Here is a 15982-nt window from a genome sequence, read left to right on the forward strand (position 1 = left end):
GATTGCAGCGTGTCGCTACGAGCTTTGAAACGACGATCAAGGCGTCACGTCGATGCGGCCGTACACGCCCGTCGTCGGCGTCGGACCGGCGGCGAAAAACAGCGTGTTGAGCGGCTGGTTCGCGAAGTTGTTGCCGAACGACAGACCCCAGATGCCGGGCTGACGGAACGTCGAACCGTCGGTATTGGTCAGCGCGCCCTGGAACGCGCCGCTGTTCGGATCGAACACGTCGACCGTCCCGTCGCCGAAGTTGCCGACCAGCAGATCGTTGCTCGCTGCACCGAAGTTGGCCGGCGCGATCACCATACCCCACGGCGAATTCAGCGTGCCCGACGTGGCGATGCGCTTCACGAAATTGCCGGCCGTATCGAATGCATCGACGACACCGTTGCCCGCGCCGTTCACCTGCGTGTGTCCGTCGGGACCGAGCAGCGCGTAGCTGACGTACACCGTGTTGCCGATCGCCGCGATGCCGAACGGCGAGAGTCCTGAGGGCAACGCCGGGTCCGTGAACTTGCCGGCGAGCTGGATCTTCGTGAACGTGCGATCGAACACGTCGACTTTCTTGTTGTGGAAGTCGGCGGCGTAGAGCACGTTGGCGCCCGCGTTCGTGCCGATCGCGAGGCCCTTGTAGACCGCACCGCCGACGCCGTCGTCGAATGCGTTGACGGCTTGCGTCGGCAGCACCTTCGGCGACCACGCGGCGATCGTGCCTGCGTCGGTGGCCCACAGGAAGACCGCATTCGATGCGGCACCGCCGTTCGCGCTGATCTGGAAATCGGTGCTCTTGTTGAACACGATGCCGGTCGGACCCGCGGCCTGGCCGGTGGCGTTCGGCGGAATCGTCACGACGAGCGACTGCACGACACCGTTGCCGTCGTAGAGCGTCGACTTCTTCGTGTTGTTGTCCGACACCCACATCACGCCCGTCGGATTGAACGCGATGCCCCAGCCGTTCTTCAGATTCGGATCGATGTTCGGCGCCGTTGCACTGCCGTCGGACACGAGCGTCGTCGCCTTGAACTGCGGAGGAATGGTCGGCGTTGCGGTGACGTGGTTGCTGCCGCCGCACGCGGCGAGCGTCACGGCAGTGAGACCGAACATCGTGGCGAGCACGGCGTGGTGATGCAGTTTCATGATGGATTCCTGATTAATGGATGAGTTCGTCCACGCCTCGCGACGACATCGTCGGGAGGCGAATGCATGGAATGGGCTGCAACGGCGGCGCTGCCTGCGAGCGTTGTCTTGCACTGCCTGGCCGTCGTGATCAAAACGCGTGACGCCGGGGTTTATTCCGTAGAAATCTCGTGTTTATTTGTGGCTTATGGCGATGGAATAAGCGCTGTGCGTCAGGTGTTGTGTAGGGGCGATTTGTTTGGTTTTTCTTGTTTGTGCTTCTCGTGCCTCGTTACTACTTCCTGAAGGTGAGCGTCATGTCCACGAAATGCTTGTTGCGGTCGGGTGTTGCGGGTTTTGCCGTTGTGTCGATGTTGGGGGCGTGTGCGATGGCGCCTGGCGGCAGTGCGTCGACTGCTTCGATCGATCCGCCCGCGCAGACGACGCGCGTGTTGTCCGCGAATGCGTCGGGGGTGCAGATTTACTCATGCGAGTACGACGCGCAGCATCGCCTGGCATGGGTGTTCAGGAGTCCGCAGGCGACGCTGTACGACGCTAGCGGGCACGCGGTGATTCGTCACTTCGCGGGGCCGTCGTGGGAGGCGGAGGATGGGAGTCGTGTGGTTGGCCGGGTGGTGGCTCAACGGCCGGGTGCGACTAAAGCGAGTGTGCCGGAGCTGTTGCTCGAAACGCATGTTGTGGCGGGGAGCGGAGTGCTTTCCGATGTGCGTTATGTGCAGCGGGTGGGGACGGTTGGAGGGCTTGCGCCTCAGGCTCAGTGTGTGACGGAGCATCAGAGCGGGAGTACGCCTTATCTGGCGGAGTATGTGTTTTATCGGTGAGGGGGAGGTGGGAGACGCGGTGTCGATTCGATGCCGGTCGACGAAGACCCCTAGGCGTGGGGGCGCCAGCGCGACGAAGTTGGCCGGCTCCTGGAGGGGAATATCTAGCCAAAAGAATCGAGATTGCACCGCTATCGCCGACAGTAGAAATGCTCGTTCCGTGTTGCATCGGGAGTCGCAGTCTATGGAGGCCAGCCGACCCTCAATCTATGTTGTTTCAACTCATGCAAATAGCATAAATTGCTGGAATTAGTCATTCTTCGCAATTTTTCACAGTAAAAAGTTGCAAACTTTGATATGTTACCGTCGCTTACAAAATAAAACTGATGGTAACAAATGAGCTACGGGGAAATACGCACGGGGCGTCCGGCACTGTATCGGGCCGCCTCGCTGTTTGCTGAGCGTCATGGGGCGTTCTATATGCGGGCACGGCCAGTTGTACGGGCTGTAGCACACGCACAGATCGACACGACATCGGAAGGGCGCCTGCCGAAAATGCTGCGTGCACTCTGGGGAGTCGATCGCGCACGTGGACCTATATCGAGTCGGTTCCTGACGGTATGTGCTGCGTTGCTCGTCGTCGCGCATACGCATGTCGCGCACGCACAAACGATCGACCCGCTCGGTGAGCAAGAGCAACGACGCCGTGCGCAGGAGCAGGCGATCGAACGCGAGCGTGCGATCAACGCACCGAACGTCGCGCTACAGCCGACGGAGCGTCCAGCGGAAGACGACGGTAAGGTTCCTGTCGAAACACCCTGCTTCAAGCTCGACGAACTGACGCTGGAAGTGCCGCCCGGTTTGAGCAGTTCCGTCGAAGCGGCCGGTGCGCGCGCGTTGCTACCCAATCCTCTGTTTCCGGGCGAGCTGATGTTCGCCAATGAGTACCTGCAACGTCATCGTGGTCAGTGTGTCGGGCGCGAGGGACTCAATCTGATCGTGCATCGCCTGATGGCACGCATCATCGAGAAAGGTTATTCGACGACGCGTGTCGTCATCGCGCCACAGGATCTCTCGACCGGCAAGCTAAAGCTCCAACTGATCCCCGGCGTAATCAGCGCAATCCGCTTCGCCGATCCGTCGACGTACGGCACGTGGCGCAACGCGTTTCCGACCCGAGCGGGCGATCTGCTGAATCTGCGCAATCTCGAGCAAGGTCTCGAGCAGATGAAGCGCGTGCCGAATCAGGATGTCGACATGCAGATTGTGCCGGGACCGTCGACCGGTGAAAGCGATGTCGTGATCGCGGTCAAGCGAACGAAGCCGTGGTCGCTGGCCATAAGCGCCGACGACAGCGGGCTAGAGTCGACGGGGCAGCTCCAGGGCAACGTGAGCCTGACGCTCGACAATCCGCTCGGCCTGTCCGACCTCCTCAACATCAGCTACAGCCACGACATCAACGGCCATACGAGCCAGTACGGCACGCATGGCAGCAGCGCGTATTACTCGATCCCCTGGGGCAACTGGACATTTAGCGCCACGGCCAGCCAGTACGACTACCACCAGGAGATCGCAGGCGCATTCTCAAAGCTGGTATCGAGCGGGAAGTCCAGCACCTTCGACGTCAAGGCGGAGTACCAGTTTTATCGCAGCCAGGTACAGAAGAACATGATCGAGTTCCGCGTCGGCAAGCGTTTCAGCGAAGCGTTTATCGACGGCTCGGAAATCGATGTTCAACATCGCGACAACAGTTACGCGGAAGTCGGCTGGGAGCACAAGCACTACTTCGGAGCCGCGCAGCTCGACAGTACGCTTGCCTATCGGTGGGGCGTGCCGTGGTTCGGTGCACAGCGCGATCTGCCCAGCGGAATTGCGGGTGTTCCCACGTACTACTACCACATGGAAACGCTCGACGCGACGTTGAGCGTCCCGTTCACCGTCGCAGGTTTCCCGCTGCGCTATACGACAACGGTGCGTGCGCAGAACACCCCTAACGTGCTGTACCCCACGGAATATTTCTCGATCGGCAGTCGCTACACCGTGCGTGGTTTCGACGGCAATACGATGCTCGCCGCGGAGAAGGGTGTGTTCATCCGCAACGACCTGGAGATTCCCTTTCCGCGTTTCGGCCAGGCGATCTATATCGGCATCGACGGCGGTGAGGTCTTCGGTCCCGAAGCGAACAATCTGCTTGGCCGCCGTCTCGCGGGGGCTGTGATCGGCCTGCGCGGGAGTGTGCTCAAGCATGTCAGCTACGACGTTTTCATCGGCGGTCCGTTGTATCAGCCGACCCGTTTCCCGAACCACTGGCCTGTGGCGGGCTTCAGCGTGAGTTTTCTCCTATGAACAAGAACATCTATCGCGTCATTTTCAATGCAGCCCGTGGTCTCTGGACGGCTGTGCAGGAAACGGCAACGGGTTCGGGAAAGGGACGCTCGGCCGGCACGACGGCTCGCGCATCTTTGGGTCATGCGCAAGTAGGTTTCGTCGACATGCTGTCGATGCGGCACGTCGCATTCGCGGCGTTGTGTGCGCTTGGCATGCAACCGCAGTGGGTCGATGCGCAGGTGGTCGCGGCGCCCTCGACCGGTAGCAGACCGGCCGTAGGTGTCACTGCAAATGGGCTGCCGATCGTTCAGATTGCCACGCCGAATGCGGCCGGTGTGTCGAACAATCCGTACACGCAGTACAACGTCGGTCCGTCAGGTTTGATCCTGAACAATTCGCCCGGCAACGTGCAGACCCAGCTCGGCGGGTTGGTGACGGGCAACCCGAATCTGGGCGCCGGCAGCGCGCGCGTCATCGTGAACCAGGTCGTAGGCGGCAACGCGAGCCAGTTGCTGGGCTACACCGAAGTGGCGGGGCAGAGAGCGGAAGTGGTCATCGCCAATCCGGCGGGCATCTACTGTAACGGTTGCGGGTTTATCAACACGAGCCGCGGCGTCCTGACAACGGGCACGCCGGTCTTCGGCGGAACGGGCAGCCTGGATGCGTTTCACGTGACCGGTGGCCAGATTCAGGTCGGAGCGTCGGGGCTCAACGGCAGCAATGTCGACGAGGTGGATCTCATTGCACGCAGCGTCGCCGTCAACGGCAAGATCTGGGCGGGGCAGTCCCTCAACGTCGTGACGGGCAACAACGATGTGCGCCATAGCGATCTCAACGCGCAATCGCTCGGCGCAGACGGTAACAGTCCGGCTGTGGCGATCGACGTCGCGCAGCTCGGCGGGATGTACGCGGGCAAGATCATGCTCGTGGGTACGGAGAGAGGCGTGGGCGTCAACAGTGCCGGCACCATCTCGGCGCAATCGGGCGATGTCCAACTGAGCAATCAGGGCAAGGTGACGCTGTCAGGTGCGACGAACGCGAACGGCAACCTCGCGATCTCAGCAGTTGGCGATGTGTCCAACAGCGGTTCTAGCTATGCGACACAGAGTGTCGCGCTGAACAGTCAGGGGCAGGTCACCAACAGCGGAACGATCGCTGCACTGGGCAACACGAACGTCACGGGAGCGAGCGTTAGTTCGACCGGCTCACTCGGTGCGGGCATCGATGCGAACGGCAATGTCGCGGGGACGGGCAACCTCACGGTGGAGGGCACAGGCGGCGTGACTGCGACGGGGCGGCAGATGTCGGGCGGCAATCTCGCACTGTCGGGTAGCAGTTTGAACATGACGGGTGGGCAGACGCTGACCAAAGGCAATGCCTCCCTGACCACAACGGGCGCCGGTGGCGACTCGGGCAACATCGTCCATACCGGTGCTTCGCTGCAGGCGGGCGGCAGTCTGACGGCCAATGCCGCAGGAGTCTTCACGAACGATCAGGGGCAACTGAGTGCCGCGCAACTGAGCGTGACGGCAAGTGGCATCTCAAACCGCAGCGGTAAGCTGTCGCAAACTGGCGCGGGTGACACGACACTGGTTGCATCGGGTGCGCTCGACAATACCGGCGGCACGGTCACGACAAATGCGAACAACACGACGATCCGTTCGGGCAGTCTGACCAACGCCAACGGTACGATCAATCACGCGGGCATGGGGGCGCTGAATGTGCGGACCAGTGCGCTCGACAACAGTCACGGCAGTATTGCCACGAACGGCGTAGCGACGATTGCGGCGACTCGTCTCGGAAATGCATCCGGCTCGATCACGGCGGCGCAGGCACTCAACGTGACGTCGACCGGTGACATAGACAATACGGCGGGTCGGCTCGAAGCGGTTGGCGCGATAGATGTGTCGGGCGTGAATGTGCAGAACATCGCCGGGCGCATCGTGTCGGATGGCAGCAATGGCTTCACGCTCACGGCGAGCGGCCAGATCACGAACGCGGCGGGCACGACGGCGCAGGGCGCAACCGGTGGTGTGCTCGGAGGCAACGGCGATGCGACGATCGGTGCGGCTTCGTTGATCAACAGCGCGACGGTCACGGCTGCAAAGCACCTGGGGGTGACAACCTCCGGCGTGCTCGACAACAGCGGCGGATCGATGAGCGGCGCGACGCTCAAGGCGAATGCGGCATCGCTCGCGAATGCGAACGGGACGATCAGCGCCGACACGGTATCGCTTACAGTTCCACAGCTCGACAACAGCAATGGGAAAATCACAGCGAATCAGATCAACGTCAACGCGGCGAATCTGACGAACCGGAATGGCGCACTCACCCAGCTCGGATCGGGGGCGACAGCCGTGAGCGTCAGCGACATGCTCGACAATTCGAGCGGTGGTGTGATCCAGACCAACAGCACAGACTTCACGCTTGCGCCGACGACGCTGAACAACGATGGCGGGACGATCACGCATGCCGGCACCGGCACGCTGACGATCAATGCGGACCACGGCACGGGGTCGCTGACAAACGTCGGCGGCAAGATCGTGACGAACGGTCTGGCGAATGTGTCAGCGGGGAGCGTGGACGACTCGGGCGGCACGATCTCTGGACAGACCGGGCTGAACGCGACGATCGCCGGTGCGTTGAACAATACGAACGGCCGGATTGACTCGAACGGGGATCTGACTGTCACGAGTGGTTCGGCCATCACGAACGCCAACGGGACAATCTCTGCGGCGAATAATGCCTCCGTGCAGTCGACTTCGCTAACGAACGGCGGTAGCGTGACAGCGGGCCAGGATCTCGACGTTACCGTGACTGGCACGCTGGACAACAGCAGCGGCACGCTGAGCGCGCAGACGGTTGACGCCAAAGCTGCGTCGCTGAAAAACGCGAACGGGACGATCAGCGCCAATACCGTGTCGGTAACCGCCCCGCAACTCGACAACAGCGGCGGAAAGATTACGACGAACAAGCTAAATCTTGTCGCCACGAACCTGACGAACGAGCACGGGTCGATTACGCAGCTCGGAACCGGCGTAATGGGCCTGGGCGTGAGCGGCACGCTCGACAACTCCAACGGCGGTTTGATCCAGACGAAAAGCACGGATCTGACGTTTGCCTCCGCGAGCTTTAACAACGACGGCGGAACCATTACGCACGCCGGGACCGGGACGCTGTCGATCACTGCCGGCGACGGCGCGGGTACCGTCACCAACATCAATGGCTCGATTATCAGCAACGGGCAGGTAGTGCTGAATGCGGGCAGCGTGGACGACACCGGCGGCTCCGTCGGCGGGCAATCCGGACTGAGCGCGACCGTTGCCGGTGCCTTGAACAACACCCGGGGACAACTCGAATCGAACGGGGACCTGAGCGTCACAAGCGGCTCGTCCATCACGAACACCGGCGGAACAATTGCAGCGTCGGGCAATAACACGGTGCAGGCCGCATCACTGACGAACGGTGGCAGCATCACGGCCGGGCGGAGTCTCAACACCGTTGTTAGCGGCATGCTGGACAACAGTAACGGGACGCTGAGCGGGCAGACGGTGACGGCAAACGCCGCGTCGTTCAGGAACGCGAGCGGGGTCGTGAGCGGCGACGCGGTGTCGATGATGATTGCCCAGCTCGACAACAGTCGTGGACGAATCACCACGAACCAGTTCACGGTCACCGCGACGGACCTGACGAACGAAGGTGGATCGATCACGCAGCTTGGGACCGGTACGATCGGCTTCGGCGTGAGCGGTACGCTCGACAACGCGAACGGCGGCGTGATCCAGAGCAACAGCACGGATCTGACGTTGGCTTCTACATCGGTAAACAACAACGGCGGCACGATCACGCACGCCGGCACCGGAACGCTGACGATCGATCCACACAACGGCGCGGGGTCGTTGACGAACGTCGGCGGCAAGATCGTGACCAACGGTCAGGCGTCGCTGTCGGTCGGCAGTCTCGACAACACCGGCGGTTCGCTCGCTTCGCAAGGCATCATGTCCGCGACAGTCCAGGGGACGTTGAACAACACAAATGGACGACTGTCGTCGGGCACCGGACTGACCGCATCCAGCGGCGGTGCGCTGATCAATGCCGGAGGGGTGATAGGCGCGGGCGGCGTGGTGACGGGCAGCACGCTAAACGTCAGCGCATCGTCGATCAACAATGCGGGCGGCGCGATCACCAACGTCGGGAATGGCGCGACGACAATCAACGGCGGCAGTCAGATCACCAACAGCAATGCCGGTAACGTGTCGGGTATGGGTTCGGTCAGCGGTAACGGCAGCGTAACGCTGAGCGCGACGTCGATCTCCAACACACAGGGCGGCCAGTTGAGCGGCGCGAACCTGCAGATCAACGCCGGCAATCTGTCCAACACTGGCGGGCAGATCGGGAATGTCGCCAACACGACGGGCGACGTGGGGATCGCGACAGGCACGCTGACTGGCACAAGCGGCCGGATCAATGCATCCCGGAATCTGTCGATTACCGCAAACACGCTGGCGGGCGGTGGTTCGTACAGCGCGGTCAACGATCTATCGCTGAACCTGCAGGGCGATTTCACGACCGCGCCGAACTACGGCTTCAATGCCGGCCACAATCTGACCTTCACGCTGCCCGGCACATTCAGTAACGGTGGTGCCCTGTCGGCGGTGAGCGGACTCAACATCAACGCGGGCAATATCCTGAACTCGGGGGCGCTGGCGGCGGGAGGTCTACTGACCACGCACTCGAACACGCTGACCAATACCGGCACGATCGTGGGCGGCAGCGTGTCGCTGAATGCAGCTCAAACCCTGTCGAACCTCGGCACGACTGCGTTGATCGGCGCAACGGACAGCGCGGGCACGCTCGAACTGCTCGCATCGGATATCGAGAACCGCGACGACACGAGCGCAAGCGACACGCAGGCGACGACCGCGATTTACGGTCTTGGCAGAGTGGTACTCGCTGGCGGCAAGGATGCGAGCGGCAATTACACCAACGCGAATTTGATCCGGAATCAGTCCGGGCTGATCCAGTCGAGCGGCGACATGCTGATCGCCGCGAATCAGGTGACGAACACGCGGCGCGTGATGAGTACGTCCGGTTTCACGTCGTCGGTCGATCCGGCGCTGCTGCAAAGCCTCGGCATTAGTCTGTCCGGCCGGACCGGCCAGGTGGGTGTGAAGGATCCGAACAGCATTGGCGGTGTCTATACCGATCCGCCGCACGGCGGTCAGTGGAACAGCACTTACGAGTTCACGACATATACAGGCGTGGCGGTCGCGAGTTCGGTTACGTCAGTCAGCGCGGAATCGCAGATTATCGCCGGTGGCAACCTGAACGCGGCGTCGGTCGGAACGTTCCAGAACTACTGGAGCCAGGTGGCCGCTGCAGGCAATATCGCCGCACCTGTTCACCTCGACCAGAACAGCTGGCAGGGTCAGGCGGCGCCGCAGGTGCAGGTTACGTATTCGGGCGAGTACCACTACAACAATTACGATAACAGCGAGCACGACTGGCAGCTGCCGTTCGGCAATGCTCCATTCGTCGGCTCCCGTCCCGGTGGCTACAGCCAGGCGGCGCCGGCCGACGTTCACACCTACGCCCTGCCGGCGTACGAATCGTCCTTCACGGCGGGCGGTACGCTGAGTGGTACGGGTGTGACCATCAACAACACGGCAGGCAACGCAGGCGTGACCCCGCTCGGGCTCCTGCCGGGGCAGACGGTATCGGGCGTCGGGGCTGGCTCTGTGAGCGGATCGATCGGTGCTCATGGCGTGGGCGCGATCGGCGCCGGTGCGGTGGGCGGATCCGTTCTCACGGGCGGCGGTACGCACGCGGTCCAAGTGGCGGTTCAGGGTGGCCATATCACCAACAGTGGTCTCACGAACTTCAACAACCCGATCGTTGCGGCTGCGACGGCGGTCAACGTCCTCAACAACATCACAGTGCCGCAAGGTGGCCTGTTCAGCCCGGACAAAGCGCCGAACGCACCGTATCTGATCGAGACCAACCCTGCTTTCACGAACCAGCAGCAGTGGTTATCGAGCGACTACTACTTCCAGCAGATGGGCATGAACCCCGGCCAGATGCAGATGCGTCTGGGCGACGGGTTCTACGAGCAGAAGCTCGTACAGGATCAGATCCTGTCGATGACCGGGAAGTCTGTGCTGACAAATTATGCGAGCACGCAGGACGAATTCCAGGCACTGATGACATCGGGCGCCGCACTCGCGAAGTCGCTCGATCTGGCTCCCGGCACGGGGCTGTCGCCCGAGCAGGTGGCGCAGTTGACAGGTAACGTCGTCATCATGCAGACGCAGATCGTCGACGGGGAGCGCGTGCTTGTGCCGACGGTCTATCTGGCGAAAGCGAGCCAGGAGAACATGGGCAACGGTCCGGTCATCGCCGCGACGGACATCAATCTGCAGAACGCGCAGTCGGTTACCAACAGCGGAATGATCAAGGCGGCGAACAGCTTTGCGGTTAGCGGACAGAGCATCGACAGCTCGTTCGGGACGTTGCAAAGCGGTGGGCAGATGTCGCTCGTGACGACGGGCAACGTGAACCTGACGTCCGCAACGCTCAATGCCGGCAGCCTGGCGCTGCAGACGGGCGGCGATCTAATCCTGGACACGGCGGCAAAGACGCTCAATCAGGTTAGCGATAGTGGTGCGACCCGCGTTACGACGACACTTGGGCCGACTGCGAGCATCAACGTGGCGGGCGCCGCGGCGATCGTGACGGGTGGGAACTTCGAGCAGAACGCGGGGGTGTTGAATGTCGGCGGTGCGCTTGGAATGAGTATCGGCGGCAACTGGAATCTCGGCGTACAGGAGACGGGCGAGACGAAGGTGGTCGCGCGGGCGAACGGTATATCCGACACGCACATCGTGAGCGACACGGGCAGTAGCGTGAAGGTGGGTGGCATGTCTTCGATCGCGGTTGGTGGCGATCTGACCGCGACCGGCGCGAACATCCAGCTGGGTGGAGGTGGAACAGTCGCTGCAGCCGGAAACGTGACGCTGCAGGCCGCAACCGCGACGTCGACCGTGGACAGCAACAGTTCCGGTAGCGACCATCACGGCAGCTACGCAGAGACGCTCCACACCTCAGACGACGCGGTGACGGGCACGACGCTCAAGAGCGGCGATAGTCTCGCCATCGTGTCGGGTAAGGATCTGAACATTACGGGCAGCACGGTCTCGCTCGACAAGGGCAATGCGCTGCTGATGGCGTCAGGTAATGTGAACGTCGGCGCCACGGCGGAGACGCACGTCTCGGACACCTACCAGACCGGCAGCCACAGTGGCGTCGCAAGCCACACGAGCTCGGTCGATCAGGTCGACCGGAGCGCGACGTATGCCGACGGCAGCACGATCTCGGCGGATGGCGTGTCGGTCATCAGCGGCAAAGACATTAATGTGACCGGCAGCAACATCGTCGGTACCAACCAGGTCTCGCTGGCCGCGCTGGGTAACGTGAACGTTATGGCCGCGACGGACACGTCGCAGGACAGCGAATACCACCAGGTGAAGCACTCCGGGCTCTCGGGCTCGGGTGGCCTCGGGGTGACCATTGGATCGAGCGAACAGAGCGACCGGTACAACGGCAGCTCGGTGACGCAGAGCCAGTCGCGCAGCACGGTCGGTAGCGTGGCGGGCAACGTGTCGATTACCGCTGGCCAGAACGTCCATATCGGCGGTAGCGACGTTGTCGCAGGGAAAGCCGCGGGCGACGTCACGGGTGCAACCGGCAACATCAGCGTGACGGGCCAGAACGTCACGATCGACCCGAGCCAGGACAATACACAATCGCACGATCAGCAGGAGGCGCATTCGAGCGGTCTGACGGTTGCGGTGACGGGAACACCGCTCGACACGGTCCGCAACCTGCGGGACGACGCGTCGTCGGGGAATGGTTTTCATCGCGCGCAGGGCGTCCTGAACGAGCTTGGCGCGAGCGCGGCCGATACCCCATCGATTTCCGTGTCCTACGGCCGCAGTGAGAGTTCGAGTACGACCGACACGTCGAGCCTGGCCAATGCGGGCAGCACGATCCGGGGAGGCGGCAATGTGTCGGTCACGGCGACGGGCGGTGCGGCCAGAGTGCGCGGCGCACCGGTCGACGGTGACATCACGGTGACGGGCTCCACGATCAGTGCGGGCGGTACGACGACGCTCGCCGCGAACCGCAACGTGATCCTTCAGGCGTCAACGGATCAGTTCGCGCAAGGTACGCAGTCGAGCAGTTCCAGCACGGGCATCTCGCTCGCATCACCGAGCCTTGGCGATCTGGGCCGCTGGATCGGCGGTACGGCGAATAACGGTGGCACAAGCCCTTCGCCGTACAACGCGAGCCGCAGCAATTCAAACGGGGCGCAGACGCAGACCACGCAGACTGCGACGGTGGTGTCGGGCAACAGCGTGGTGGTGAAGAGCACGACCGGCGACATCGACGTGATCGGATCGGGGATCAGCGGGACGCAAGGTGTCGATCTGATCGCGAGCCAGGGTGCGATCAACGTGCTGGCTGGGCTCGATACGAGCACGAACCACCAGGAGTCGAGCGCTCACCAGATCGGCAGCCTTGGCAGCAACGGCACGGCCACGGGTTTCAGCGTTGGCGTGGCTAACAGTCACAGTGTGCAGGACACAGCCGCGCAGACGCAGAGCACGATGCGCAGCCAGATCGTGAGCGGCAACGGCAACGTGACGCTCGATGCGAAGCAGGACGTGACGGTGGCCGGCGCCGATCTGGGTGCAGGCAAAGATCTGACGCTGATCGGCAAGAACGTGAACCTTGATCCGGGCACGGATGCGACGCAAAGCAGTGAGAGCCAGAGTTCCAGCCAGTTCGGCGTGACGCTTGCGCTGGGTGGAGCAGTGGGCAATGCGGTCGCGACGGTCAACCAGAGCATGAACAGTGCGAGCCATGCAGGGGATTCGCGTCTGGCCGCGCTCGATACGGCGCAGGCAGGGCTCGCGGTCTATAACGCGTATCAGGTCGCGAGTGCAAAGGGGCCGACGGGGCAGCCGCTGATCAAGGCGACTGTGAGCGTAGGCGGTGGCTCAAGTCACAGCGATTCGCAAAGCAGTGCGGTGGCGAACGACGGCAGCACGCTGCATGCAGGAGGCACGGTCAACGTGATCGCAGCGGGAAGCGGCGCGAAGGATGCGAACGGTGTTGCGACGGACGGCGACATCAACGCGCGCGGCACGCAGATTTCGGGGCAGGACGTCGTGCTGAATGCGGCACACGACATCAACCTGCAAAGCGCACAGGACACCAGCCAGCAGTCTGGTCATAACAGCAGCAGCGGCGGCAGTATTGGGGTTGGCCTTGGGCTGGGCGGACAGCAGAACGGCTTCACGCTGGAGCTGGCGGCGAATACGTCACATGGCAACTCGAACGGCCAGAGCGTGACTAATCGCGATACGCAGATCGCAGCGAGCCATACGCTCTCCATCACGAGTGGGCGCGATACGAACCTGCAGGGGGCCGAGGTATCGGGTCAGACAATCGACGCGAACGTAGGACGCAACCTGACGATCCAGAGCCCGCAGGATACGAGCACATACGACAGCAAACAATCGAGTGCCGGATTCCAGGCAAGCATCTGCGTGCCGCCGTTCTGCTTCGGTCAGACGGTGAGCGGCAGCGCTAGCGTCAGCCAGCAGAAGATCGATTCGAACTTCCAGTCGGTGAACCAGCAGAGCGGGATGTATGCGGGCGATGGCGGCTTCAATGTCAACGTCGGCAATCATACGCAGCTGGATGGCGGGGTGATTGCGAGCACGGCGGGCGCGGATAAAAACACCCTGTCGACGCAGACCCTCGGGTATACGGATCTGCAGAATCACGCGGACTACTCGGGCTCGACCCTAGGCTTCAGCGCGAGCGGCGGGGCCGGCAAAAGCACGGCCAACGGAGTGGGCTTTACGACACCGGTGCAGACCGGCAGCAGCGCGCCGGGGCCGCTGAATTCGCAGGGACTGGGGCCGACAGGTTTCGGGGCAGCGGGTACGAGCAGTAGCGCATCGGGGACGACGTATGCGGCGGTGAGTCCTGGCACGATCACGGTGCGCGGTGACGCGGGAACCAGTCACGACAGCACGGCGGGGCTGAGCCGCGACACGGCAAACGCGAACGGCTCGGTGCAGAACACGTTCGATGCACAGAAGGTATCGAACGACATGGCGGTCCAGCAGGGTGCGGTCCAGGTCGGGATGCAGGTGGTGGGGGATGTGGCCACTGCGCTGAAGGACAAGGCTGACACAGCTCTGGACAAGGCCTCGAAGGCGTATGACACGGCGAAGGCGAATGGCGACACGGCTGGCATGGCGCGGGCGCAGGCCGATATCACGGCGGCTAGTCAGCAGCAGACGCTGTGGAGCAACGATGGGGCTGCACGGGTTGGCTTGCATGCTGCAGTCGCGGCGCTCGGAGCCGCACTGGGCGGAGGCAATGTTGCGGGGGCGGTGGGTGGAACGGTTGCGGGTGACCTGGCCGGAAGTGCGGCCAGTGATGCGCTGGGTAACACGCTCGGCGGCAACTTGTTGTCGAATGTCGTGGCTGGCGCGGCGGGCGCTGTAGCGGGCGGAGCGCTGGGTGGTTCGTCTGGTGCGATGAGTGGTGCAAACGGGGCGTTGGGTGCGGATCTCTTCAATCGTCAGCTTCATCCTGAGGAAGTGGACGTGGTGAAGAAGCTCGCCGAGCAGAAGGCGCAGGAGATGTGCCGTGGGGACGCAGGATGCGTTGCGAGTGCGACGACCTATTGGACCGACATGCTGGAGCGTGCAGCGAAGGGTATGGTCGACGACACAGCCAGCAAGGAGAACGGGGCCTATCTTCAGGGGTTGATTCAGGCGTCGAACAATCCGGGTAGTGAAGGTGCAATGGGTGCACTGGGATCGTATCTGGCGAACCTTCAGACAGCCGAAGACATGTTGTCGCAATACATGGGTAAGCCCATTCTGGTACGCGGCTCGCCTATCATTTCCGACGGTGCTACCCAGACATATTTCAGTGCGACGCCCGCGCAGCGTTCAGACCAGTATCTGAACTCCGGATTTGGCTCGCTGCCCGACCCGATGATACCTGGCGTGAGCCAGCGTGATCAGGATCGCCTGAATTCCTTCGCCACGCCCAACGGCTCTGCGAATCCCGACTACTCGATCGAGGAAACGGTCATCGGCGGGATGCTCACTAGCAAGATTGCGTCGACGGTTGCGCGTATTGTTGGATCTCTCGACGTTAGCCTTGCAGGTCCGGTGGTTGCCTCCAAGGGGGGGAACATCAGTGCCAGCCAGATTACGACCGAGGGAATGACTGTCGGTCTGAATGCGACGGAAAAAGGCATGCTGTCGCAGATTGACGGCTCGATGAGTACAACGCTGCAAGGTGATGTACGCGAGTACGTGGCGAACAACTATTTCGTACGTAATGGCTTTACGGCGCTCGATGGGAAATGCGGAGTCAATTGCTTCGACGGTGTCTATGTCAAGGGCGATACCGTATATATCAACGAAGTAAAACCGTTGAACGCTGATGGATCGATCAAGCTTAATGGTCCATCCGACACCTTGCCAGCACAAATGAACGATAAATGGGTTGATAGCGCGGTTAGCCGTCTTCGAAATGGCGATGCTAGTCAAATAGCCACTGCCGACCTGATTCAGAAGGCAATCGACAGTAATAAACTTGTTAAGCTGGTTACGGGAGTTAATTCTGACAGCGCAACACTTGTGAGATTGAAATAGGATGGC

At 62.1% G+C, this 15982-nt stretch carries 4 protein-coding genes; 3 read left to right on the top strand and 1 reads right to left on the bottom strand.

Annotation, left to right across the window (positions count from 1 at the left end; translation table 11 throughout):
• Positions 1-36: 36 nt before the first annotated feature.
• Positions 37-1137 carry a TIGR03118 family protein gene (locus E1748_RS24040; protein ID WP_133649775.1) on the bottom strand — a complete coding sequence of 367 codons (1101 nt, stop codon included), beginning with the start codon at positions 1135-1137 and terminating at the stop codon, positions 37-39.
• Positions 1138-1433: 296 nt separating this feature from the next.
• On the opposite strand from E1748_RS24040, the gene E1748_RS24045 reads away from it, so the two are divergent.
• The 3 genes from E1748_RS24045 to E1748_RS24055 all read left to right on the top strand — a co-directional run bounded on the left by E1748_RS24045 (position 1434) and on the right by E1748_RS24055 (position 15976).
• On the top strand, positions 1434-1958 hold the full coding sequence (locus E1748_RS24045) for a DUF3455 domain-containing protein (protein WP_133649776.1): 525 nt from the start codon (positions 1434-1436) through the stop codon (positions 1956-1958).
• A gap of 495 nt (positions 1959-2453) precedes the next feature.
• Positions 2454-4244 carry a ShlB/FhaC/HecB family hemolysin secretion/activation protein gene (locus tag E1748_RS24050; protein ID WP_133649777.1) on the top strand — a complete coding sequence of 597 codons (1791 nt, stop codon included), beginning with the start codon at positions 2454-2456 and terminating at the stop codon, positions 4242-4244.
• Positions 4241-15976, top strand: a complete 11736-nt coding sequence (locus E1748_RS24055) for a hemagglutinin repeat-containing protein (RefSeq protein ID WP_133649778.1) — start codon at positions 4241-4243, stop codon at positions 15974-15976. The genes E1748_RS24050 and E1748_RS24055 overlap by 4 nt, the downstream gene beginning before the upstream one ends.
• Positions 15977-15982: the final 6 nt, after the last annotated feature.

The organism is Paraburkholderia flava (assembly GCF_004359985.1).
GTDB lineage: Bacteria > Pseudomonadota > Gammaproteobacteria > Burkholderiales > Burkholderiaceae > Paraburkholderia > Paraburkholderia flava.